At 62.2% G+C, this 23,379-nt stretch carries 24 protein-coding genes and 1 tRNA gene; 7 read left to right on the top strand and 18 right to left on the bottom strand.

Annotated features, from left to right (window positions below; translation table 11 throughout):
- Positions 1–176 precede the first annotated feature (176 nt).
- A complete protein-coding gene (locus V7R84_RS02025) occupies positions 177–1,457 on the top strand; it encodes a GNAT family N-acetyltransferase (RefSeq protein ID WP_338571527.1) in 1,281 nt (426 codons plus the stop codon).
- Here V7R84_RS02025 and V7R84_RS02020 read toward each other — a convergent pair whose 3' ends face one another.
- Positions 1,458–1,724 carry a metal-sensitive transcriptional regulator gene (locus tag V7R84_RS02020; RefSeq protein WP_338571524.1) on the bottom strand — a complete coding sequence of 89 codons (267 nt, stop codon included), beginning with the start codon at positions 1,722–1,724 and terminating at the stop codon, positions 1,458–1,460.
- A gap of 215 nt (positions 1,725–1,939) precedes the next feature.
- Entirely contained in the window at positions 1,940–3,340 is a 1,401-nt protein-coding gene (lpdA, locus tag V7R84_RS02015) for a dihydrolipoyl dehydrogenase (RefSeq protein ID WP_338571522.1), read from the bottom strand.
- A gap of 90 nt (positions 3,341–3,430) precedes the next feature.
- On the opposite strand from lpdA, the gene V7R84_RS02010 reads away from it, so the two are divergent.
- Positions 3,431–4,966, top strand: a complete 1,536-nt coding sequence (locus V7R84_RS02010) for a UDP-N-acetylglucosamine 1-carboxyvinyltransferase (protein WP_338571520.1) — start codon at positions 3,431–3,433, stop codon at positions 4,964–4,966.
- 11 nt (positions 4,967–4,977) lie between these two features.
- On the opposite strand, the gene pdxY is transcribed toward V7R84_RS02010, so the two are convergent.
- Positions 4,978–5,832: a pyridoxal kinase PdxY gene (gene pdxY / locus V7R84_RS02005; RefSeq protein ID WP_338571518.1), complete on the bottom strand. Its 855-nt coding sequence runs from the start codon at positions 5,830–5,832 to the stop codon at positions 4,978–4,980.
- 59 nt (positions 5,833–5,891) lie between these two features.
- Between pdxY and V7R84_RS02000 the strand changes: the two genes are divergently transcribed.
- Positions 5,892–6,674 (top strand): glycerophosphodiester phosphodiesterase, encoded by a 783-nt coding sequence (locus tag V7R84_RS02000; protein WP_338571513.1) that lies wholly within the window; start codon positions 5,892–5,894, stop codon positions 6,672–6,674.
- Positions 6,675–6,718: 44 nt separating this feature from the next.
- Positions 6,719–7,054, top strand: a complete 336-nt coding sequence (locus V7R84_RS01995) for an RNA polymerase-binding protein RbpA (protein WP_338571511.1) — start codon at positions 6,719–6,721, stop codon at positions 7,052–7,054.
- Here V7R84_RS01995 and V7R84_RS01990 read toward each other — a convergent pair.
- The 12 genes from V7R84_RS01990 to V7R84_RS01935 are packed head-to-tail and all read right to left on the bottom strand — an operon-like array spanning position 7,035 to position 18,646.
- A complete protein-coding gene (locus V7R84_RS01990; protein WP_338571508.1) occupies positions 7,035–7,526 on the bottom strand; it encodes an FxsA family protein in 492 nt (163 codons plus the stop codon). The two genes, V7R84_RS01995 and V7R84_RS01990, sit on opposite strands and share 20 nt — an antisense overlap.
- Positions 7,519–8,280, bottom strand: a complete 762-nt coding sequence (locus V7R84_RS01985) for a polyprenol monophosphomannose synthase (protein WP_338571504.1) — start codon at positions 8,278–8,280, stop codon at positions 7,519–7,521. The genes V7R84_RS01990 and V7R84_RS01985 overlap by 8 nt, the downstream gene beginning before the upstream one ends.
- A complete protein-coding gene (gene lnt / locus V7R84_RS01980; protein ID WP_338571502.1) occupies positions 8,277–9,845 on the bottom strand; it encodes an apolipoprotein N-acyltransferase in 1,569 nt (522 codons plus the stop codon). Before lnt ends, V7R84_RS01985 begins: the two co-directional genes overlap by 4 nt.
- A 5-nt stretch (positions 9,846–9,850) precedes the next feature.
- Positions 9,851–10,444, bottom strand: coding sequence for a methionine biosynthesis protein MetW (gene metW / locus V7R84_RS01975; protein ID WP_338571500.1), 594 nt, complete (start codon positions 10,442–10,444; stop codon positions 9,851–9,853).
- The gene (gene metX / locus V7R84_RS01970; protein ID WP_338571498.1) at positions 10,441–11,595 is read right to left on the bottom strand and encodes a homoserine O-acetyltransferase MetX; all 1,155 of its coding nucleotides are present in this window, start codon (positions 11,593–11,595) and stop codon (positions 10,441–10,443) included. The genes metW and metX overlap by 4 nt, the downstream gene beginning before the upstream one ends.
- A gap of 25 nt (positions 11,596–11,620) precedes the next feature.
- Entirely contained in the window at positions 11,621–11,959 is a 339-nt protein-coding gene (locus V7R84_RS01965; protein ID WP_338571496.1) for a monovalent cation/H(+) antiporter subunit G, read from the bottom strand.
- 2 nt (positions 11,960–11,961) lie between these two features.
- On the bottom strand, positions 11,962–12,222 hold the full coding sequence (locus tag V7R84_RS01960) for a monovalent cation/H+ antiporter complex subunit F (RefSeq protein WP_338571494.1): 261 nt from the start codon (positions 12,220–12,222) through the stop codon (positions 11,962–11,964).
- A complete protein-coding gene (locus tag V7R84_RS01955) occupies positions 12,219–12,578 on the bottom strand; it encodes a Na+/H+ antiporter subunit E (protein ID WP_338571492.1) in 360 nt (119 codons plus the stop codon). Before V7R84_RS01955 ends, V7R84_RS01960 begins: the two co-directional genes overlap by 4 nt.
- Positions 12,578–14,098, bottom strand: coding sequence for a monovalent cation/H+ antiporter subunit D family protein (locus V7R84_RS01950; protein WP_338571489.1), 1,521 nt, complete (start codon positions 14,096–14,098; stop codon positions 12,578–12,580). The genes V7R84_RS01955 and V7R84_RS01950 overlap by 1 nt, the downstream gene beginning before the upstream one ends.
- On the bottom strand, positions 14,095–14,427 hold the full coding sequence (locus V7R84_RS01945) for a cation:proton antiporter subunit C (RefSeq protein WP_338571487.1): 333 nt from the start codon (positions 14,425–14,427) through the stop codon (positions 14,095–14,097). The genes V7R84_RS01950 and V7R84_RS01945 overlap by 4 nt, the downstream gene beginning before the upstream one ends.
- Positions 14,424–17,390, bottom strand: a complete 2,967-nt coding sequence (locus V7R84_RS01940; protein WP_338571484.1) for a DUF4040 family protein — start codon at positions 17,388–17,390, stop codon at positions 14,424–14,426. The genes V7R84_RS01945 and V7R84_RS01940 overlap by 4 nt, the downstream gene beginning before the upstream one ends.
- 47 nt (positions 17,391–17,437) lie before the next feature.
- A complete protein-coding gene (locus tag V7R84_RS01935; protein ID WP_338571483.1) occupies positions 17,438–18,646 on the bottom strand; it encodes a L,D-transpeptidase in 1,209 nt (402 codons plus the stop codon).
- Between the two features lie 118 nt (positions 18,647–18,764).
- On the opposite strand from V7R84_RS01935, the gene V7R84_RS01930 reads away from it, so the two are divergent.
- Positions 18,765–18,838, top strand: a tRNA-Pro gene (locus V7R84_RS01930).
- Here V7R84_RS01930 and V7R84_RS01925 read toward each other — a convergent pair.
- The 3 genes from V7R84_RS01925 to V7R84_RS01915 all read right to left on the bottom strand — a co-directional run bounded on the left by V7R84_RS01925 (position 18,804) and on the right by V7R84_RS01915 (position 21,571).
- A complete protein-coding gene (locus tag V7R84_RS01925) occupies positions 18,804–19,115 on the bottom strand; it encodes a hypothetical protein (protein ID WP_338571480.1) in 312 nt (103 codons plus the stop codon). The genes V7R84_RS01930 and V7R84_RS01925 overlap by 35 nt on opposite strands.
- A 29-nt stretch (positions 19,116–19,144) precedes the next feature.
- Positions 19,145–20,410: an alpha-hydroxy acid oxidase gene (locus V7R84_RS01920; protein ID WP_338571477.1), complete on the bottom strand. Its 1,266-nt coding sequence runs from the start codon at positions 20,408–20,410 to the stop codon at positions 19,145–19,147.
- A gap of 264 nt (positions 20,411–20,674) precedes the next feature.
- The gene (locus tag V7R84_RS01915; RefSeq protein ID WP_338571475.1) at positions 20,675–21,571 is read right to left on the bottom strand and encodes an arginase family protein; all 897 of its coding nucleotides are present in this window, start codon (positions 21,569–21,571) and stop codon (positions 20,675–20,677) included.
- A gap of 61 nt (positions 21,572–21,632) precedes the next feature.
- Between V7R84_RS01915 and V7R84_RS01910 the strand changes: the two genes are divergently transcribed.
- Positions 21,633–22,481, top strand: a complete 849-nt coding sequence (locus V7R84_RS01910; RefSeq protein WP_338571472.1) for an SDR family oxidoreductase — start codon at positions 21,633–21,635, stop codon at positions 22,479–22,481.
- Between the two features lie 56 nt (positions 22,482–22,537).
- On the top strand, positions 22,538–23,374 hold the full coding sequence (locus V7R84_RS01905; protein ID WP_338571470.1) for a sulfurtransferase: 837 nt from the start codon (positions 22,538–22,540) through the stop codon (positions 23,372–23,374).
- The last annotated feature ends 5 nt before the right edge of the window (positions 23,375–23,379 follow it).

Genomic DNA, 23,379 nt, shown 5'->3' with positions numbered 1-23,379 from the left:
GGGATGAGGCCTCGCGGTGTTCAGCTCAGAGGTCTCTGAACCGGTCTCATAATTACATAATGTTCGTTATCGGACTTTTGGGTTGATGGGAAGAAAGCCAGATTGCACGCACGCCACCCGGCTTTCTACGCCTGTCGGCCATCACCCTCGACGACCATGCCTCATAAACTATCGTGATGATGGAACCCTACGAGCTCGAGCTCCTGCCGCTCGACACCCCAGACGATGATCCTCGTTGGGCCGCATACTTGGATCTGTTTGCAATCGTCTTCCTTGAGGGCCGCGCTCCCGAAGACGGTGTGGCTGCTTTTCGCAGGCACCGGCGCGCCGATGGTGCAACCCTTGGCATGGTCACCACAGAAGGGCCCGGACTCGATGGGCGCCATGTTGTCGCTGGGCTGGCCTGGGCGCCGATCCGGGTAAACGCCGGTGGAAACATCGTTCCGGTCATGGCCATCAACACCGTCGCGGTCCGTCCCACCCACCGTCGCCGTGGCCTGATGCGCATGATGATGGACCATCACCTCCGGTGTGCCAGAGCTGAAGGATTTACGCTGGCCGCCTTGAGCGCCAGTGAGGCCACAATTTACGGTCGCTTCGGCTTTGGGGTCGCCAGCCGGTGTGTCGAGTGGGAGATCGACACCCGGCGTTTCGCCATCCGTTCGGAGGTGATGGTTGCCCCGGGTTCACTGGAACTCACCAATCCCCCACTCGATGAGAATATATTCGAACGCCTGTCCACGGCCCATCAGGCGGCCCATCGCGGTGCTTTCAGTCCCTTGGGCATGCATCTCGCCAAGGCCGACGGCACGTGGGACTTCGACGAACAGGGACCGTCCAAGAAATTGCGCTACCTGCTCCACTTCGACGCCTCCGGCGTCCCAGATGGATTTGCGGAATTCAAGCACGGTGGTTTCGTCAGCAAGTACAGCGAATCCCCCGCGCCCACCGCGGTCTTGTCGGTGTGCTCCTCCACTCCTGAGGTCGAGCGGGCACTGTGGCAAGGTCTGGCTAGTTTCGACCTGGTCGAGAAACTTACCTACGAATCAGCCGGCCTGGATGACCCCTTGCCCGGCTCGCTCATCGACCCCTGGGCCATCAAACAGAATGCCATCCGCGACGGCATCTGGTTGCGGATCCTGGACCTGGAGGAGGCGGTTGCTGACCGCGGATTCGAATCGGACGGCCACGTGGTCATCAAGGTTGCTGATTCGATGGGGTTCTGTGAGGGAACCTGGTGCATCACTGTGCGAGAAGGCCAGGGGGAGGCTGTGAGAACCTCCCTCTCCCCCGCTGTTGAGCTCGGCGTGGACAGCCTGGCCCGGCTCTGGTTCGGCGATGTGACCGCTGCGCAGCTGGCCCGTTCCGGTCTCATCTATGGCTCTCCAGGCTCCATCCAGAAGCTTTCCCGGCTTTTCGCTACCGCTTGTGGGCCCGTCAATTTAAATGATTTCTGATCACGACAGGCTCAGGAATAGCTTTTCCAGCTTCTGAGCGTTGATGGACTCCCCTGTGGGGTCGTTCAACAGGCAGGTGCGCATTCCGTGGGCGATGATCGAATAACCGGCCCGGTCGATGGCTTTGGAGACCGCGGCGATCTGGGTTATCACCTCTTCGCAGTCCTGACCGGCTTCAAGCATGCGAATTACGGCGTTGAGCTGTCCGCTGGCGCGTTTCAGGCGAAGCACCGACGGCTTTACCTCATCGGGATCCAGTTGCGTCACTGGTCCGCGTCTCTGGGGCAGGTGCAACGTTTTTCCGGGGGCACGTCCCGTAGCGCCTCCTCGATGTGTCGACCGCAACCGGCCCACGTGGTCTTGTGGCATTGGGAACAGGGGACGGGGCGGCACATGCGGGGCTCCAATCGTTTGTCGTCATCATCGATTGTATACCCCCCGGGGGTATCGCCCCGTCCGTCCTGTTCCCCAAACTGGGGAACTCAGAAGTTGATCATGTGCCCACCGATACCGTGGGCGGCTTCTTTGATGGCCTCGGACAGCGTCGGGTGGGCGTGAACGGCGTGCGCAATCTCATCGGCGGTCAGTTCGTATTTCTGGGCCAGGATGAGTTCCGGGAGCAGCTCCGTGACATCAGGGCCGATCATGTGTGCACCCAGCAGCTCGTTGTATCGGGCATCGGCGACGAGCTTGACGAAACCGACTCCCTCCCCCAGGCCCCAGGCTTTGCCGTTGGCGGCGAATGGGAACTTCGAGACCTTCACCTCGTGACCCTTGTCTCTGGCCTGTTGCTCGGTGTACCCGAAGGAAGCGATTTGTGGCTGGCAATAGGTTGCCCGCGGAATCATGTCGTAGTCGACGGGGTGGGTTTCAACCCCGGCAATGGTTTCGGCTGCCACCATGCCTTGCGCCTCAGCCACGTGAGCGAGCATCATCTTCGCCGTGCAGTCGCCAATAGCGTAGACTCCGGGAACGTTGGTGCGGAGATGGTCGTCAACGGCAATAGCGCCGCGTTCGGTCAGAGCGACCCCGGTGTTCTCCAAACCATAACCCTCGGTGCGCGGGGCGAACCCGACAGCCGAGAGGAAACGATCCGCTTCCAGGACCTGCGAGGCACCTCCTGCAGCGGGGCTGACAGTGACACGCACCCCACTGCCTGTGTCCTCGATGGACTCGACTTTGGTGGCGGTCAGTACCTTGATGCCCAGTTTCTTGTACGCCTTGGTGATTTCTGCGGAGATCTCCGCGTCTTCGTTGGGAACCATTCGGTCGAAGAACTCGACAATGGTCACGTCGACACCGTAACTGCGCAAAACATAGGCGAACTCAGTTCCGATGGCCCCGGAGCCGCCAATGATGATCGAGCCCGGGAGCTTGTCGGCCAGGATCTGTTCCTCGTAGGTGACTACGTTGGTCGAGACCTTGGTCCCGGGGAGCATCTTTGTGGTGGATCCGGCCGCGATGATGACGTTGTTGAAGGTCACCTGGGTAGTGGTGCCCTTGTCGTCGGCGACTTCGATGGTGTGGGCGTCAACGAACGTACCCCAGCCGTTGAATTCCTTGATCTTGTTCTTCTTCATCAGGAAGTGGATGCCCTTGGTCATCCGCTCCGAGACCTGGCGGCTGCGGGAGAAGGCCTTGCCGTAGTCGACGGTTATGTCTCCCTTGATACCGAAGGCGGCAGCCTCGTGCGTGACGATGTGAGCAAGCTCCGCGTTGCGCAGCAACGACTTGGTCGGGATGCAGCCGACGTTCAGGCACACGCCTCCCCAGTAACGTTTCTCGATGATGCAGGTCTTCAGGCCGAGCTGGGCGGCACGGATGGCGGCAACGTAGCCACCGGGACCGGCGCCGAGCACGCAGACGTCGTATTCGTGGGTCATAGACCCTACTCTAGTGCTCCTATCGTCTGCACACGCGCACTCCCACACGCGGCGAGAAGCGCTATCTCAGATATGAGTTAGGATGGCGCCATGACCGCCACCAGCCAGTCCTTGGGAATCATGATCCGGGAGGCGCGCAAGGCCCGTCAATGGTCCCAACAGCGCCTCGCCGACGAAATCAACTCCTCGCAGTCTGCCGTTCACCGGATAGAGATGGGACAGCAGAACGTCTCGCTCAATATGATTGAGAGACTGGCATCCGCGCTCGAGATGCCCCTGATCCTCGCGGCCACCGAGGGCACCGTCAACTTCGAGATCACCGGTCCAACGAAGTTGGAGGGTGAAATCGAGGTCCGTTCCTCCAAGAACGCTGCCGTCGCACTGCTCTGCGCCTCGATGCTGAACCATGGCCGGACAGTTCTGCGCGGAATCGCCAGCATTGAGGAAGTGGATCGCATCTGCGACGTGCTCCAGTCCATCGGGGTCACAGTCACCCCGACCAACGGAGGCCAGGATCTCGAGTTGACACGACCAGAGAAACTCACCCCTGAAGCCATCGATCAACGTGCAGCACGCCGCACGCGCTCCATCCTGATGTTCCTTGGTCCTCTGATGCACGAGTTCGATTCCTTCGAACTCCCCTACGCTGGTGGCTGTGATCTCGGGGCGCGTACTGTACATCCACACATGTCGGCGCTGAAACGTCTCGGTCTGTCTGTGGACGCGCACGACAGCCAGTACCACGCCACCGTGCAACGTGACGGTGCACCCGAACACCACATCACCTTGGTGGAGCGTGGAGACACAGTCACCGAAAACGCGATCATGGCCGCGGCACGCACCCCAGGGTTGACCGTGATCCGTAACGCTTCGGGCAACTACATGGTGCAAGATCTGTGTTTCTTCCTCCGCGAGTTGGGGGTCGGCGTGGAGGGTATCGGAACCACCACTTTGCGTATCCAGGGCGTCAAAGAAATCCGCAAAGACGTCGAATACCACATCTCGGAGGACCCGATCGAGGCGATGAGCCTCATCACTGCCGGCATCGTCACGCAATCGGAGCTGACAGTCAAACGCTGCCCCATTGAGTTCCTGGAGGTGGAGTTCGCCGTTTTGGAGGAGATGGGGCAGCGAATGGTGATGAGCAGTGAATACCCATCGGGCAACGATCACACCCGGTTGGTGGACGTCACTGTGAAACCGTCCAAGCTGACGGCCCCTCTGGACAAAATCCATCCAATGCCGTTCCCGGGGTTGAACATCGACAACCTTCCCTTTTTCGCCCTGATCTGCGCGACAGCCGATGGGCAGTCAATCATCTATGACTGGGTTTACGAAAACCGTGCGGTGCACCTGAAGAAGCTCTGCGACCTGGGTGCGAACGTCACCGTCATGGACGCCCACAAGCTGATGGTCATCGGTCCGACGAAATGGCGTGGACGTGACATCGAGTGTCCACCTGCGTTGCGTCCTTCAGTGTGCTTGTTCCTAGCGGCCCTCGCGGCCCGCGGCACCACCATCCTGCGAGATGTCTACGTGATCAACCGGGGCTACGAGGACCTTCCGAGACGCTTCAATCAGCTCGGTGCACAGATCAACACCTTCTGGGGTGATGCACCGAGCTGATCTAGCTGGCCTCAGTCGAGACGGTGTGCGGTGAACTTGTTGATCGGGTTCACCACCTGTTCTTGGGCTGCTACGAGCTGTAGTTCGGTCTCTCCGCTGATTGAGGTCTGTTCCAGGATCGAGTAGACCACCGACGCGGTCACTCCGAGGGTTTCACCGAGGTCCTTGGTACGCAACCAGTGCGCGAGGAACATGGCAGCGGTGAGATCACCCGATCCAGTGAAGTTGCGATCCAGCATCGGAGTTTCTACTAGCCAGGCCTGATTCGCGTCCACGGCCAGCATTCGCAGCAAGCCATCAGGAACATCGGAGGCCACGACGGAGGTCACAACCACGATCTGGGGGCCACGCTCCCGGAGCTCGCGGGCTGCTTCGACGACTTGGGACAGCGTACCTGTTTCGTGCCCCACTAGGTACTGCAGCTCGAAGAGGTTTGGGGTCATGATGTCAGCAGCCGTCACGACGTGGTCACGGAAGAATTCCGGGATGCCAGGCCGGGCGTAGAACCCCCGCCCGACATCACCCATGACTGGGTCGGCGAGGAAAATCGCCTCCAGGTTCCGCGACTTCACCAGAGCCGCGGCCTCCAGGACGACCTGCCCCATATCGGCCGAACCGAGGTAGCCGGCGAGCACAGCATCTACTCCGGCGAGAGCTCCTCGCTCGTCTATTCCTGTGATCACATCCGCCACGTCGGAGGCGGCGATCATGGGGCCACGCCAGCTCCCGTACCCAGTGTGGTTGGAGAAGGTGACGGTATAGACGGGGTACACATTCACACCGGCCCGCTGTAGCGGAAAGGTTGCGGACGAGTTTCCCGCGTGACCGTAGGCGACGGCCGACTGGATCGATAGGACATTGTGCATGTGGGCAAGTCTCTCACTTCACTGACACAAGCACGTCCTCAGTAGGCATAATGGTTCCCATGTGTGCGGGTTTCCTCGAACCGGAGTTCATCGCGATGGCACATCGCGGTGGCGCCCTGCTCACTGCCAACCTCGGTATCGAGAACACCTTGGCAGCCTTCGCCAACTCGGTCGCGCTGGGATTTGACTACCTGGAAACCGATGTTCACGCCACCGCAGATGGCCATCTGGTGGCCTTTCACGACTCGGACCTTGCGCGTGTCACTGACGTGGAGGGGCACATCGCGCAGCTGCCTTTCAGTGCCGTACGCGAGGTTCATGTCGGTGGACGTGAGCCAATCCCAACTGTGGAGGAACTGTTCGAGGCCTTTCCCGGGGCTCGTTTCAACTTCGACCTCAAAGCGCCTGGTGCCGTTGAGCTTCTCGCGGGAATCATCCGTCGCTTCCACGCCGAACAGCGGGTATGCGTCGGCTCCTTCTCACAGCATCGAATCAACAGATTCCGGAAGTTGATGCCCGAGGTGACAACAGCAGTTGGTCCACTAGGCGTGGCCGCGATGGCCATGGGAAGCATTCGCACCTACCGTCCAGGAGGCCCGGGCGTGTTTCAGATCCCCGTCTCCCATGAGGTGGCCGGACTGAAGGTCAAGTTGCTGACCAAGGCGCGCGTCGGGGCAATTCATCGCGCTGGCTACAGGGTGCACGTTTGGACCATCAATGTGCGCGATGACATGCATACACTCATTGACTGGGGGGTGGACGGCATAGTCACGGATCGGCCAGATCTTCTCCGGGAGGTGCTGCAGGCTCGGGGTATGTGGGCCAGCACGCTTGGAACATGAGAAGCATCTGAGACGTTTAACTCCAAGTAGGGAGGTAGAAAAACATGGCAGATCGAGCGCTTCGTGGTGTCGGGCTGGGCGCCAAGAGCTTCGAGGATGAACAGGGAATCGAGTTCGCTGAACGCAGCCAAGTGGGGTTCGACTGCCCCAAGGGCCATCACTTCGAGGTCACCTTCGCCGTTGAGGCTGAGCTGCCTTTCGAGTGGGAGTGCAAACGCTGCGGTCAGCTGGCGAAACGCTCCGACGGTGCAACGGGAGAAGCGAAGGAGACGAAACCCCCCCGAACCCATTGGGATATGCTGCGCGAGCGACGCAGCATCCCTGAGCTCGAGGACATCCTGGCTGAGCAGCTGGAGAAGCTCAGGGGCTCGGTGGGCTGATCCTCGGGATCATCGTGTCGGTGGTCGAGGTTTCCTGAACGACTTCCCCCTCGATCACCACAGGCTGTTCGGAGGAGTAACCAATGGCTTTGCCAAACAGTTTCCCCAGCGTGCTGCGAACCAAATGGCGACTTGGTGGGATGAGCAGCAGCAGCCCGATGATGTCAGAGATGAAGCCGGGCATGATGAGCAAAAGACCGCCAGCCATCACAAGCACCGCGTCAGCGGTTCGCCCCGGCGGTAGGGATCCCCTGCCCAAAGACTCGAGTAGTGCACCCCACGTACGACGTCCCTCTCTTTGAAGGAGCCAACAGCCAAGCAGTGTGGAGGCAATCAGCAGGGCGATGGTCCACCAGCCGAAGGCATCGGTCACCATGACCAGGATGATGACTTCGGTTGCCACGTAGATGAGGAAGGGAATGAGCACCAGCCACAGCCCTACTCTCCGGAACCGGACACGTCGTTCAGCCATGGCACCTCCCAAAGAGTCTTCTCAGTTGTTGCCAGCGGTGTCTGAGCCCTATCTTTGTGGTTGAGATTATTGCTTCCCTGACCACTGTGCCGCCCATCTTAGAATCGCCGAATTCACGCTCCACGAACTCGATGGGGACTTCGACGATGCGCAACCCGGCCTGATGGGCATGCCAGGTGAGATCGCGTTGGATTCCGTAGCCGCGACGGTCAATGGGCAGGTCGATGATCTTGGCGAGGGCATCGGCACGGAAGGCGTTGAACCCGCCCGTAATGTCGCGGTAGGGCATCCCCAGCATCAGTCGGATATACAAAGAACCTCCGCGAGAGAGAAATTCACGTGTCCAAGGCCAGTTCACCACCGATCCCCCTTTGACCCAGCGAGAACCCTTGACCATGTCGGCGTGTTCCAGGGCGGCCAGCAGGCTGGGCAGCTGTTCCGGCTGGTGGGAACCGTCGGCGTCGTGTTCCACCAGCACGCCGTATCCTCGTTCAAGACCCCAGTGAAATCCCGCCAGGTAGGCCGCTCCCAAACCTTCCTTGCCCCTGCGGTGCAGCACATGCACGTGATCGTCCCGCGCCACCATTGCATCGACGAGCTCGCCCGTGCCATCCGGTGAGTTGTCATCCACGACGAGCACATGGGTCCCCGAGACGCTGCGCCGCAGCCGGGAGACGATGCTCTCTATATTCTGGGCCTCGTTGAACGTTGGAATGATGACGAGCACCTTGCCAGTGTGTGAGGCCTCGGTCATTGTTTCTCCTGTTCATCCGAGTTCGTGGACGTTCGCTCAAGACTACCGGCCCGATGGGCGATGCGGGCCGCACGGACCCCGAATCCGGCGGCTAACAAACAACCGAGGACCTGGGTCGGACCCAGTATCGGCGCCAGGTATACCGCCAGGGTGACGTTGTTCCGTTTGGGGACGGTGTAGATACGGTGTGCTGCGGTGTATTCCCGAGTGGGTTCGTGCAGCCCACCCCGAGTGTCGATGAGGCCCGAGTACCCGTTGAGAGTACTGGCGATGAACTCCCGCCCAAGCTCGGCTGCCCGCACCCGGTTCATGTTCATCTGTTGCTGGGGTTCGATGGTGCCCGAGAAATTGTGGGTCGTGCTCTGCGCCACCAAGATCTCGGCACCGTTCGTGATGGTGTCGTAGACGGTCTGATCGTAGGCCAGCTCGTAACAGATCACGGTACCCGCTCTCAGGTCCGGATCGGTAGGTGTCGGTACTGTCACAACACCCGGATCGGTGCCTGGTATTGACTGGTACCCGGCCCGTTTCACGTCTGGAAATATGGGTTCCAGGACGTCTCGGTAAGGCACGAACTCCCCGAAGGGAGCGAGATTGCGTTTGTGGTAGCGATCCACGATTCCTTGCTCTTGAACCCAGATCAGTGTGGTGGTTTGCCGGGTTTGGGGTTCGGGGCCAGCGGTGATTGCTCCCAGGTCGAGAGGAACCTTGGCCAGTTCAACGGCGGCACTCACCTGCTTTTGCGTGGTTGGGCTGCGCATCGGGTCAGTGTCGGTGGAGTTCTCCGCCCAGACGATCATGTCCAGGTTTCGGCCATGGGCTCGTGCATCTGCCAGCAGGAAAATGCTCTCGCTGAGGTGAAGGGGGGTTGCCCCAGTCGCTGAGATGTAACCACCGTGCAGGCCCAACTGCGCATTGCCCTGGACCATACCTACCGAAATGCCCTCACCACCGCGCTCCGCTGGTAGTAGGAGCACCCCACCACCGATGATGAAAACACCGATGATGGAGAGCAACGGAACCAGCCGGTGCCGCTGAACGATGACAGCCAGACAGCAGCATCCCGCCATTGCCACCAACCAGGTGGTCCCCGGGGTTCCTACCAGCGGTAACCAACCGGCCAGGGGCTGGTCGATGGTCGTGTGACCTAGCCTCAGCCAGGGAAATCCCCCGAACGGGATCTGTCCGGCACCGTATTCGATGGCCCCCCAGGACAGCGGGACCAGGAAACACCAGCCAGGAAGCCGTGTGATGAGCGAGGACATGGCTCCGAGAAGCCCGACCCAGACAGCCATCACCACGACCAGCACCCAGACCATCGGTCCCGCCTGTGCGCCCACCCACCAGATGGTGGTGCCATACAGGGCACAACCCGCCAGCATGCCGACAGCGAATCCGGCCCGGGGGGTGCTGTCCGCGACCAGCCACGTCAGCAGCCCCACCCCGGTGATCGTCAACGCCCAGAGCCCCCAAGGGGCGAATCCCGCGGCCAGGCCCAGCCCGGCAAGCAGGGCGAGAAGAGCGGTCAGCGACCTAGGAATCCGGGTACGATGCAGAGCCTGCATCGAGATCACCGCACACCCTGGAGCAGGTAGACCGCGGAACTCGCAAGTAGGTTGGCGCCCCACTCCCCCGTCCTCAAGGGGTGACCGCTCTCGGTGAGGGGAATGCAACGCTCCACCTCGAGACCGAGCCGAGCAAACAACGGGGATAGGTCCTTCAGCGAGGTGAAGTGCAGGTTGGGGCTGTCGTACCAGCTGTAGGGAAGGTCCTTGGTCACGGGCATGCGCCCGATCAACAACCGAAGCCGATTGCGCCAGTGTACGAAGTTCGGCATCGAGACCACCCCGCGTCCCGCAATCCTCGCCATCTCTCTCAACACCTCGGCCGGTTGTCGTAGATTTTGAAGGGTTCGGGACAGCACGACGACGTCATAGGAGCAGTCCTCGAACTGGCCCAGCTGACTGTTGATATCCAGGTCGATGACATTGACGCCATGTCGGAGGGCAGCTAGGAAGGGCTCCGGTTCGATTTCGACCCCGGTCCCATGGCAGCCACGTTTCTCAAGCAATCGCAGGAGTTCTCCGTCACCACATCCGAGGTCAAGCACGCGTGAACGTTCCGGTATGAGCCTCGCAATCAGCCGGAGGTCGGCGCGTGTCATCGGATCCCCTCCCCTGAGGCCCGGTCCAGGAAGGCCCGTAGGAGGGCATGGTAGTCCGGCAGATCCAGCAGGAAAGAGTCATGCCCCCACGGGGAGTGAATCTCTCGAAACGAGGTGGGCAAACCGGCTCCTTCCAGGTGCCGGACAATCCTTCGGGAATGGCCGGTATCAAATCGCCAGTCGCTGTCGAAACTCACCAGAAGGAACGTCACGGGATCGGCTATGAGCCGTGTCAAGGCGTCATCAGAGGCAAAAGGGTCGAAGTAGTCCATGACCCGAGTCAGGTACAGGTAACTGAGAGCGTCGAAGCGTTCCAGAAAGGCCTCCCCCTGGTGTTCCAGGTAGCTTTCGACTGCGAAGTCGATTCCGAACCCCGGATCCAGCGTGCCGGCTTGGGCCGACCGACCGAATTTCGCACTGAACGCATCCTCCGACAGGTAGGTGATGTGTGCCAGCATCCGGGCCACCGACAACCCCTTTGCGGGCATCGTGCCCTCGCTGAGGAAACGTCCTCCCCGGAAGGCAGAATCCCGCATGATGGCTTGCCGACCCACTGCGGAAAAGGCAATGTTCTGCGCGGTCAGCCGTGATGACGCGGCGATGATGATCGCATTGTCGCAGTCCTGCGGGTAAGACAACGTCCATTGGAGGACCTGCATGCCTCCCAACGAGCCCCCGAGCAGGACAGCCCAGTGGTCGATGCCCAGGTATTGGCCCAGGCGGCGGTGCACCGTCACGAAATCTGACATCGCCAACAGCGGGAAGTCCAGTCCGTATGGTTCATCCGTTGTGGGGTTGATCGATGACGGTCCCGTGGTGCCGCGGCAACCACCGAGGATGTTCGCGCACACCACGAACCAGCGGTTCGTGTCAACCGCCTTCCCGGGGCCGATGAGGTTGTCCCACCAACCAGGTTTCCGGTCACCAGGCCTGAGGCCTGCCGCATGTGCGTCACCGGTCAGGGCGTGACACACGAAGATGGCGTTCGAACCCTGTGGGTTCAGTTCCCCATAGGTTTCGTAGGCGACATCCACAGGCCCCAGCTCGGCGCCGCTGGCGAGCACCAATGGTGCATCGGGGGTGAACAGCCGGACGGTGGCAGAGACTGTGTTCAGGTTTTCGGTCACGTTCAGGAGCGGGTCCGGACGCATCGGGTGATGAGGTTTCCTGTGCGCATCATGTCTCGCTTTGCAGGTCGTTGGGTTCGGTTCTCGGGTCAAGTCTGGCATCTGTCCGGACGGTGGCACGGGCAAGCACGTTTGATGCCACCGAACTCACGATCAGCAGGGCCGCCACTGTGACAGCCGTCTTCGCCCACAGCATCAGGTCAAAGCCGTTGGTGGATGTCCAGCCGAGGGCAGCCGCCACCAGGATTAGAGGCAACCCCAGCGCAGTCGCCGGTCCGAGCGCATTGATACGTGAGACGGCGTCCCTGGCCCTGAACTGCGCGACTGCAACAGACAGCACGAGCAAGGCTCCCAACACTGCCAACATGGAAGCCAAGATTTCGAGCATCGTCATCTTCTCCCCCTGGTCATGATCCGTGCCAGCGCGATGGTTGCCAGGATCCCAAGTATCGCAGCCAGCAGAGCGGCATCCACCGAAACGCTGGAACGGTGCAGCATCCCGAACATGGCGAGAATCCCGATGCAGGAGAAGAAGACCAGGTCACCCACCACCGCCCGCGTTGCTGAGTCGGGAGCGGTCATCACCCTCACCAGTCCCAAGAGGACGGAGACGGCGAGCAGCCCGATTGCTACCCAGATGGCGAGGCTCATCTCTCCCCCTTCGGCATTCCGTGACGCCGCAACGCGTGCAGCAGGTGCCATTCCAACTCTGCCAGGCCATTGATGACAGAAGTACGCTCCGAGTCGAACAGTGAATGAACGAACACCGAGGGTCCCCGGTTCTCATCACCAGGACAGATGCCGAGCACCAGGGTGCCAGGCGTGATCGTGATGGCGGATGCGAACATCGCGATCTCGAAGTCGGTGGTGGCACGCATCGGGTACTCCACGATGGCGGGGGCAGTCATCGGTCTGGGCCGCCACGCCGCTACCGCGACATTCCACGACCCGATGATGATCTGGGCGGTCAGGTACCACCACCACGAAAGCAGCCTGAAAACCAGCATCACTCACTCACCGCATCCACAGAGGCCACGTAAGCGGAGACGTCGATCAAACCGTGGCCAGCCGATTCGAACAGCGGCCACAGCCAACCGACACCAAGGAACAGCAGCACGGAGATCCCGATGAGCAGGGTTGAAGGCCACAACATCCGCCAAGACACCTTCGCGTCATCGGCGATCGGGGTCGGTGCTCCACGCGAGGTGGTGGGGTCGTCAGGCAGGTAGTTCTTCATAGGTGCTCCCCAGAACGCCTCGCGCCACAGGCGCTGCAGAGCCATCAGGGATGCGACGGAGGCCAGTGCCACGCAGCCCATGAGAAGCCAACTCGTAACCGGATCCGCCTGAGCGGAGGCCCCCAGCAATCCGACCTTCCCCCACAGCCCTGAAGTCGGTGGCAACCCGACCAACGAGGCCAGCCCGATGGCAAAAATAGCCGCAAGCCACGGATCGCGGCGCATCAACCCGGAGAGTCGGTCGAACCGTCCTGAACCGTAGACGTTCTCGACGGCACCCGAGGCCAGCACCAGGCCCGCCATGGTGATCATGTGATGGACCATGTAAAACAGGCCTGCCGCCACAGAGAACTCGGTCAGCACCACTAGGCCGATCAGGATCTGACCGACTCCCGTGACCATCTGAAAGGCGAGCGCTCCGCGGATCCGGGATTCACCAAAAGTCGAGAAAGCACCAACGACGATCGTCATCACCACCACGGCCGTCAGCACCGGAAGCCATGGGGCAGGCCCACCGAAGATGGTGGCATAGATCCGGTAGGCAGCGTAGATGCCGACCTTTGTGTGAATCCCTGCGAACAAGGACATGATCCCGGCGGAGGTCGCGGGATAGGCGCGTGGCAGCCAACCGTGGACGGGAACCACGCCCCCCTTGACCAGGAGCGCGAACAGGATGATCGAGGTGGCCAGCGAGACCTGGGGATCTCCGCCCTTACCCGCCAGAGCCGCCAGGTTCACCGATCCGATGGCCCCGTAGAGCAGACCGACTCCCATCACGAGAATGGTGGATGTGACTATGTTCACGATCACGAACATCCGTCCGATGCCGAGCCTTCGCCAGGAGCCGGTCACCGCGATCAACGCGTAAGAGGGAAGGAGCATCACTTCCACCCACACGAAGAGGTTGAACAGGTCGCCGGTCAGAAGAGCCCCGTTGACCCCCGTGTTGAGCAGCAGAATCAAGGGGACCACGAAACGGTAGCGGTCTTCCTTGGTGAGCATCAGGAAAATGCCGGAGATCATGGTCAGGAATGCGGTGACCACAAGAAGCAGTGCGCTCAGGGTATCGGAGACGAAGACGATGCCCATCTTCTGTTTGTAGGACCCGATGGAATGCGCCAAGGCCGGGGTGTGCTGGTGGAACACCAGGAGTGCCACTCCCCCAATGAGGGTCGCCGACGACACCAGCAACAACGCAATGCGCTGCACGATGGGCCCCCGCAACAAAACGGTGGCCCCCGCCGACACGAGTGGAACGGCGACGAACAGAGGCAGAATGGCGGAGTTCATACGCGGTGGGTCTCCCCCGTCTCGGGATGGCGCAGCATGTTGTCGTTGCGCCCGATGACGGCCATGGCGAGCATCAGGATGCTCGTGGCCAGGGTGATCACGATCGCGGTCAGAACGAAGGCCTGCGGGAGCGGATCCGCCACCGTGCCCGTACTGGTTCCGTCGGTGATGGGTTCCGTCCGCCAGCCCGGCACTCCGGTGGTGAGCAGGACGAAGTTGACGGCGTGACTCAGGAGTCCGAGCCCGAACACTGCGCGCACCATGGAACGCTGGAGCAGGAGGTACACCCCGCCGGTGACCAGAACGAAGATCGTGGCTATCAAGATCATTTCTTGGTTTCCTTCGGACGGGTGCCCTCAGCGATGAAGCGAGTCCGGATCGCGGGACGCCGGGGACGTTCCCCCCGAACGGTCTCCAGCGGCCCTGGAAGCTCACCCTCCAGCAGCTCGTCAATGCGTTCGCGGGTTCCCTCACCTCCGGCTTGGGTACCCCGAGTGGCGCCCAGCACATTGAAGGAGACGAGTATCAGCCCCACGACCGCCAGGTACACGCCGGCGTCGAAGATCATCGACGTGGTCAGGTGATTCCCCAGAATCTCCCCGTGGATCGGTTGCAGGAAAGAACCGGTCAGGAACAGGTCGAGAAAACCGGTGGCAACCGCCAGCATGACTCCTCCTCCGACCAGGAAGAGGGGTAGCCGGGGCGGGCCCACTGAACGGTCCTTGGAGGTCGACAGGTAGATCAGTCCCACCAGGGAAGCGGCCACCAGGGCCGCATTGAAGCCTCCGCCCGGGCTGTTGTGTCCACGCCAGAACAGGACGGCGGAGATCACCACGAGAAGTGGGGTCATGAAGCGAAGCATCACCTGCAGGCTGACCGCGTTGGGCCATGCATCCATGATCGCGCGGTGTGCGCGCGAGCGTGGGTCCTGGTTTATCTGCAGTGCCGTCACCGCAACCACGTAGGGGTCCTCGCCAGGTGGATCGATGTAGCGGTCCCTCACCGTTGAGAGCAGGGCCAAGATGGCGACCGCCGTCATGGCGAGTACGCTCAATTCGCCCAGGGTGTCGAATCCGCGGAACTCCACGAGAATCACGTTCACGACGTTGTCGCCCGAGGCAAGTTCCTTCGTTCGTTCGAGGAACTCCTTGGCCAGATCCGACTTGTCGCGCCGTGCCGTCAGGGCCCAGGTGAGGGCCGCGACCCCTCCACCCACCAGCGCGGAGGCGGCCAGGGTCAGCAGGTTCCGGCCCCGGCGGCGCACCGGGAACTGGACCGGGAGCCGCTGAAGAACGAGCATGATCACGATGATGTTCAGGCTCTCCACCAGAAGCTGGGTGAGGGCTACGTCGGGGGCTCCCAGGGCCAGGATCTGAACTGTCGCGAGGATCCCGACCGCCGACAACGACAGCACCGCCGCGATGCGCACCCGGGAGATACAGACCCCGACGGTGGCCGCGGTGATGAGGACGAACACGATGACGTCGATTGACTTGGTCAGTCCCGGTTGTTGATCCTGCAAGCCGGCGACGTGGGCTGCCCAGCTGCCCGCCAGACCGAGCACCCCCAGCAAACCCAGGATCGGGACGATGTGCCGGGTGGCGGTGTCCGAGGCGACGGCACGGGCCTGCAATGCGCCGAAACGACGGGTCCACTCCGAGATGTGCCACATGGCCTTGGAACCGTTGAGCGGGAACCGATGCCGCAACACCCAGCCGGCCAAAGGCTTGCGCCGCCACGCGATGATGGACCCGAGGAGCAGGATGCCCATCGTCGCGTACAGCTCCGGGCTGAGGCCGTGCCACAGGGCCAGATGGGTCCCGGGGACAGCCCCACCGAGAGCCGCCCCGGCGGCCAACCCCACCGGGCCCGACAGCCCCCCGAGCCATGCGACCAGAGGTACGGAAACCAGGATCGGCAACGCCGCGCTTCCCGCGAGCAACGGATCGTGCATGTGTACTGAACGGTCCTCGTCCGTACCGTCGAAGAAAATTCCGAGCAGGACCCGAGCGCAGTAGGCGAAGGTGAGCACGGAACCCACGACGGCCACCAGGAAAGCCGCCCAACCGGTCCACGACGCCCCGGGAGCCCCCAGCAGCGAGGCCAGGATCGCTTCTTTCGAGACAAACCCCAGCATCGGTGGGATGCCGGCCATCGACGCGCATCCCAGCGCCATCACCGCGAAGCTAAAAGGCATCCGCCTGTACAGTCCGGGTGGGAAACGGCGAAGATCGCGGGTGTCGGTGGCGTGATCGACCACACCCACCATCATGAACAACCCGGACTTGAACAGGGCGTGCGCGATGGTGTGCAACACCGCTGCCGCGATACCGGCCTCGGTGCCCAACCCGATACTCGCGGTCAACAGACCCAGCTGGCTGACAGTGGAGTAGGCCATCAGCTTCTTGGCGTCGGTTTGTTCCAGGGCGAAGTACCCGCCGACGCAGGTGGTGATCAACCCAACCGTCACCAGAAGACCGTTCCAGACCGCGTTTGCGTGTAGAACGGGACTGAAACGCAGCAACAGGAAGATGCCGGCCTTGACGACCGCCGCGGCGTGAAGATAAGCACTGACCGGGGTGATCGCGGCCATGGCATCAGGGAGCCACACATGGAACGGGAACTGGGCGGCCTTCGTGAACCCGGCCAGGGCCACCAGAACAGCTATCAACGTCGTGAAGCCAGGGTCGGAGACCCAAACCTCGTGGGCGAAAGCCCCTGAATCCCCTGACAGCGAGGTGGTGCCCGTGCGCCACCAGATGGCAGCGATCGCGAGCAGAAGCAGGACACCACCGACGAATGTGATCAGGAGAGTGCGCATTGAGGCGCCTTCGCCCGCGTTCCCAGCGGATGCGATCAACAGGAAGGACGCCAAGGACGTCAGTTCCCAGCAGATGAACAGCACCACCAGGTCATCAGCGAGCACCAGTGCTTGCATCGAGAGGGTGAACGCCGTCATCACCTGGTAAAAGGCATAGTTCCTGCCGACCGCGAGGTAGCGCGTCGAATAGACAAAAACGACTGCACCGATCAGCAGCGCAATAAAACTGAAGACGAGGCCCAGACCGTCCGCCGTGAAGGCCAGCCGAATGCTGAGGGCGGGCAGCCAGTCCAGGGTCCAAGCCGACCGCTGCCCCGCCGCCACGGCGCCTGCAGCAGGAGCCTCGAATGCAGCAGCAGCCACATAGAGCGCCGACAAGGGCCACCCTGCGTTTCGTCCCAGGAAACGGACGAACAACGGGGTGGTCACGAAAGCCAGTGCGAGAAGGACGACAGGAACGATGACAGGCATGAGCATCGTCATACTAGCAATCCGGCCCGGGAGTGCCCCCGGTCAACTCATGAACCGGAGGCTGAAAGTGCTTTCCACTCATCCCACGAATAGAGCCACACCCCCATTCCCTCGGAGGGCTCCATCTTCCTCTCAGACCCGGTGAATTCCACGACATCACCAACGCTGGTGCCCTCGTAGAGCCATCCGGCGTTCTCCCTGCTGAGTCCGACACAGCCATGACTGACATTCGCCTTCCCCTGGGAATCGACCGACCACGGAGCAGCATGAATGAACTCACCCGTCCAAGTGACCCGCATGGCGTACTCTGCGTTCAGGTTGTAGGACTCGGAACTGCCCGAAGGAATCGAGATGGTTTCGGAGTCCATCTTCAGGCTGTCGTATTTTTCCAGGATCAGTTTGGTGCCGGAGCGAGTGACGAACCCTTCCTTCCCGGTGGTCGAAGGCAGGGTCTTGACCACTTCCCCGTTCTCGACCACGGTGGTGGTGTAGTTCGCAATGTCCACCTTGATGACGCGTGACACATCCTTGATGGAGAAACTTCCGGGGAGGTCCTTCTTCAGCCATGTTTTCTCGGTTGCCTGCACCCCCAGCCACTTCAGCTCGAAGGAAATCTTCGTTCCCGGCTTCCAGTACTCCTTTGGGCGGTAAGCCAGTTCGGTGTCACCGATCCATCCCCACGACCCCTCCTGCTCAGGGGTGACGGTGACCTTGGCGTGCTTCTCGATGGAGGCGCGGTATTCCTCCGGGATAGCGCGGTTGAATTTCACGTGCACGGGCATGCCCACACCCATGTTGTCATCCAGGTAGGCCAGGCTGAAAGTGGTCTCAGCTGAGCCCGGTGAGACCGTCTTGAAGGTGGCCTCTTTCGCCGTGCCGTCGCTGGCGGTGGCGGTGAGCTTGTACTCGGTGTTCAGTTCAAGGGCTTTCGAGGGGGTCCAGGCATCCTTTTCGAAGGTGCCGTCCACCGCGCCTCCTGGCCCTGTGACCGTGGCGTTTGTGATGGTGCCGTTCTCAACGCTCAGGGTGACGGGGTCACTGGGTAGGGCGGCGTCCGTCGATGAGGTGATAGTCATGGCCCCGACCGGCGCCACCGGGGTGGGTGAGGCTTCTTGAGTGGAGGTCTCGGTCCCGGAAGGAACCGATGCGGCGTCTACGGGGGTGTCCTGGGTTCCGGGATTCGCCGGAGAACAGGCTGGAAGCAAGAGCGTCAACCCCGCCAGAGTGGCGAGCAGGGAGCGGAGGCGCAGTTTCATGGTGATAAGGGTACGACCACAGGTTGTCACAACAGGACTCAGCATCGTCCTCCCGAACTCGATTGGCCTCCTTGGCCACTCACCCGCTAAGCTACCCGAGCCGTGCATTGAGCGGTTTCGGGCTGTGGCGCAGTTTGGTAGCGCACTTGACTGGGGGTCAAGGGGTCGCAGGTTCAAATCCTGTCAGCCCGACTTTGTGATGTCTCGGGACATTGGCATGGCCTGAACCTTCGTTTTGGAGGTTCAGGCTTCTTTGTTTGGGCCGATGGGGTTGGTAGTCGCGGGTGGGGTCGATGGTGAGTTCTCGGATGATCTGGCCGGTGTGGGTGTTGATGATGGTGACGTCGTGGTCGTGGACGAGCATGGTGATGCAGGTTCCCTTGGAAGGTCGACCGATGCCGGTTCCCGGTCCCCCGACCATGTGCAAGGACTCGGCGAGCCGGGATATCAGCCCCGGCCCGCCGAACACGATGGCACGGTCTCCCCTCGAAGCAGGGCTCAGACGAGGGCCTCTGCCGCATGCTGGGCCAGTTTAGGGACTGGCACGTAGCGCGTGAGTTGGGTGATGTGCCGGGGTTCGAGCTCGGCGATGCTGGAGACGCCCAGCAGTTTCATGGTGCGAACCAGTTCCTCCCGCAGGATTTCGATGGCGCGGTCGACGCCTGCACGTCCTCCAGCCATGAGACCGTACAGGTAGGCGCGGCCGATGAGGGTGAAGTCAGCGCCCAGCGCCATGCAGGCCGCGATATCGGCGCCGTTCATGATGCCGGTATCCACCATCACTGTGGCGTCCTTGCCGATTTCCCGGACCACGTGCGGCAGCAGGTGGAACGGCACCGGAGCACGGTCGAGCTGGCGGCCGCCGTGGTTGGACAGCAGAATGCCGTCGACGCCCGCGTCAACGAGTTTCTTGGCGTCGGTGACGGTCTGCACACCCTTGATGATGATCTTCCCGTCCCACATGCCACGGATGACATCGAGGTCCTGGTGGCTGATGGTGGGATCCATCGCGGAGTCGAGCAACTCCCCCACCGTTCCTCCCGTGGAACTGAGGGAGGCAAACTCCAGCTTCGGAGTGGTCAGGAAATCGAACCACCACCAAGGACGGGGCAGGGCGTCGAGCACGGTTCCCAGGGAGATCTGCGGCGGGATCGAGAAACCGTTGCGCTTGTCGCGCAGACGAGCGCCTGCAACGGGAGTGTCGACGGTGAACATCAAGGTGTCGAATCCCGCCTGCTTGGCCCGGTCCACCAGGCCGTAGGAGATTTCCCGCTTACGCATCACGTAGAGCTGGAACCAGTTCCGGCCCAGCGGATTGGTGGCTTTGACTTCCTCGATGGAGGTGGTGCCGAGAGTGGACAGCGTGAATGGGATGCCCGCGGCTCCGGCGGCTCCTGCGCCCGCGATCTCGCCCTCAGTCTGCATCAGGCGAGTGAATCCAGTGGGTGCGATCCCGAATGGCATGGCCGACGGTCCGCCGAGGATCTCGCAGGAAGTGTCGACATCCTCCGCGGGATGGAGGATGTCGGGATGCAGTTCGATGTCCTCGAAGGCATGACGAGCCCGCGCGAGGGAGAGCTCTCCCTCTGCCGCGCCGTCGGTGTAGTCGAAGGCAGCCCTCGGGGTGCGGCGCTTGGCTATCTTCCTCAGGTCCCAGATCGTCAGGGAGTCCTGGAGACGCCGCTTCTTGGCGTTCAGGGTTGGTTTCTTGAAGTGCAGCAGGTCAAATATCTCACTGGGCTTCGGGAACTGGCGCTTGACCATGAAGACCTCTTCCTCGGGGCTGGTTGCTCTATCGCTTGCGGCAACGCCCACTCGACGTCACCGCCAGTATTTATGGTACCTAAATATAACCTAATTGAGTTAGGGATACCTGATTCGTCTCCCCGTGTGCCGCGACACCCCGGTGGAGACCCTGCCACGGAGAGACGGACGTGGCAGGACCTTGGGGGAATTCCGCGTGGAGGTGGGATCGACATCAGGACGTTCCAGTCTGCTGGGACGCTGTGTGGAGCGAACCGCCACAGGTCACGGGGAGAGCAGTGGTAGGCCGGTGAGAAGCTCCTGTGCAACGAGCGCGGTCCTCGGGATGAACTCGGCCACGGTCATGCCGACCACATCGGCTGCGGCCGCCAGATCCGTCACGACCCGTCGGACATCCGTGGATGTCAACCCACCCGGAACCTGTCCGAGGCCGAGAACGACCTCGTGGCTGTCGACGGTGTCGACGTCGAGGTGGATCGCGACCTTGGACGCCCCCGTTGAAGCCAGCCAAGTGAGCAGACCCTCGGTCGAGACTCTCAGATCGTCTGGAGGGAACGTGGCCAATCCCCACGCGGCGACGTTCGCGTATGCATCCTCCTCCCAGGAGTGCAGGCCTGCAAGAGCGACCCGGGAAGGATCAAGAGTGGCGGGGAGCATGTCGACGATCTCCGGGGCGCCGTGCCCGAGCAGTGTGCTGACCGCCATAGCGTGATATCCGGGGTAGCCGGTTTCGGGCGTGTCCATGTCGGGGTGTGAATCGATCCAGACGACCGCGAGGTCATTCCCGTATCTTTCGGCCAGGGTGGAGAACGGCGCGACGCTCACCGAACAATCGCCTCCCAAGGTGAGCACGCGTTCGGCGTCGCGGCGGGACAGCGCGTCGAGCGCATTCCTGAGTGATTCGAGGATGGCTTCCCGGGACTCGATCCCATTCACGACGTCTTCCTCGTCACCGGTTGGGACGTCGACGAATTCCGTCGGCCCAGAATGGGCGGGCAGGATCTCCTGCAGCACCTGCGCCCCCACCGCGTACCCGCGCCTGGCGGCTCCGAGTGGCACCTCCGGCAGCAAGGAAGCGACCACGTCACGACCGGCACCCTGCCACTGCGGCCAGACCAGCCGGAGGACGCGGGCGTTTTCATCCGTGGATGTGATGCTCATGCAATCATGGTCTCAGGAAACCCCGGAATCAACGATCGTGAAAACTAGGAAGGAGCGGGCAGTGACAGTGACACGCCCCGTAACCATCGCTCTCACGGGAGTCACAGGGAAGCTCGGCGGGGCCGTGGCGAGTGGACTGCAGGACTTGGCTCCGCGGCTGAGGTTGCTGGTGCGCGACGCCGGCCGGGTGCCCCGGCTCGAGGGGGACGTGGCCGTGATGGAATACGGCGACGCGGAGGCTTCCCGCAAGGCACTGACCGGGGTTGACGTGCTCTTCATGGTTTCCGCCGGGGAAAGCTCGGACCGGGTGCGGCAGCATCAGGTCTTCGTAGACGCCGCAGCCACCGCAGGGGTCGGACACATCGTCTACACGTCCTTCCTGGCGGCCGCCCCGGATGCCACCTTCACCCTGGCCCGCGACCACTGGCACACCGAGCAGCACATCCGCGAATCGGGAATGGCATGGACCTTCCTGCGTGACTCGTTCTACCTGGATTTCTTCCCCGAGATCGTGGACGAGCAGGGGGTGATGCGCGGCCCGGCAGGCAGCGGCCGGGTGGGCGCAGTCGCCAGGCAGGACGTAGCACGATCAGCTGTTGCGGTCCTGCGCGACCCGTCATCCCACGCGGAGCGCACCTACGACATGACGGGCCCGGAGACGCTCTCGCTCACGGACATGGCCCGGATCATCGGTCAGACCCAGGGACGGAAGGTCACCTATCGGGAGGAAACCGTGGAAGAGGCCTACGCCTCGCGCGCCCACTACGGCGCCCCAGCCTGGCAGGTCGACGCCTGGGTGTCCACCTACACCGCGATCGCCTCCGGGGAGCTGAACGTGGTCTCCGACAGCGTCCAGATCCTGACCGGGCGGTCTCCCATGAGCATGGCGGATCTTCTCGGGCAGGGCTGACCCGATGAGGCCCGGCTCCCGTGAGACGAAACCGGGGGCTGTGAAACAGTGGGGCCATGCAGAACCCACTGATCACTGTTTCTCAACTGGCCGCCCTGCGCCAGCAACAAGACATCACCCTTCTCGACGTGCGGTTCGGAGGACCGGGAAGCTCGGGTGGCCAAGAGCACTACCTCGAGGGACACATCCCCGGGGCTGTTCTGGTGGACATGGACACGGCGCTGGCTTCCCCGAGCATTGGTCCTGGCGGACGGCATCCGCTCCCTCACCCCGAGGCCTTCGAGGCGGCGATGCGGGCCGCGGGGGTCAGCAACGACCGGCCCGTCGTGGTCTACGACAACTGGAGGTCCATTGCCGCTGCTCGGGCATGGTGGCTTCTGCAGCACCACGGGCACGGTGACACGTTCGTCCTCGACGGCGGTCTCGGGGCCTGGCAGTCCGCCGGTCTTCCGGTGGAACAGGGGAACATTTCTCCGGCACCGGGGGATTTCCGACTGGGAAACAATCCTTCCTCCGCAGTGCTGGATGCCGATGAGGCGGCTGGGCTGGCCTCTACCGGAATGCTCCTGGACGCCCGCCCAGGAGACCGCTTCCGAGGTGTTGGCGAAACCGTCGATCCCGTGGCAGGGCACATCCCCGGGGCCCGCTCGCTGCCAGCGTTCGAACTCGCCGACGAGCACGGATTCCTGCTGCCGGCCAGCGAATTGCGGGAGAAGTTCGAGGCCGTGGGAGCCGGCGAGGGCATAGTCGGGGTCTACTGCGGATCCGGTATCCAGGCGGCGCACGTCGCCCTGGCTTCGGTGGTCGCAGGATTGCCTCTCCCAGCCCTTTATCCGGGCTCGTGGAGCGACTGGATCACCGATCCGACGCGTCCCGTCGCCACCGGGCAGTGACCCCC

The sequence above is a fragment of the Arachnia propionica genome (assembly GCF_037055325.1).
Lineage (GTDB): Bacteria > Actinomycetota > Actinomycetes > Propionibacteriales > Propionibacteriaceae > Arachnia.
Note: the sequence above shows the minus strand (reverse complement) of the source record. Positions and strands in the feature narration are given on the sequence as shown.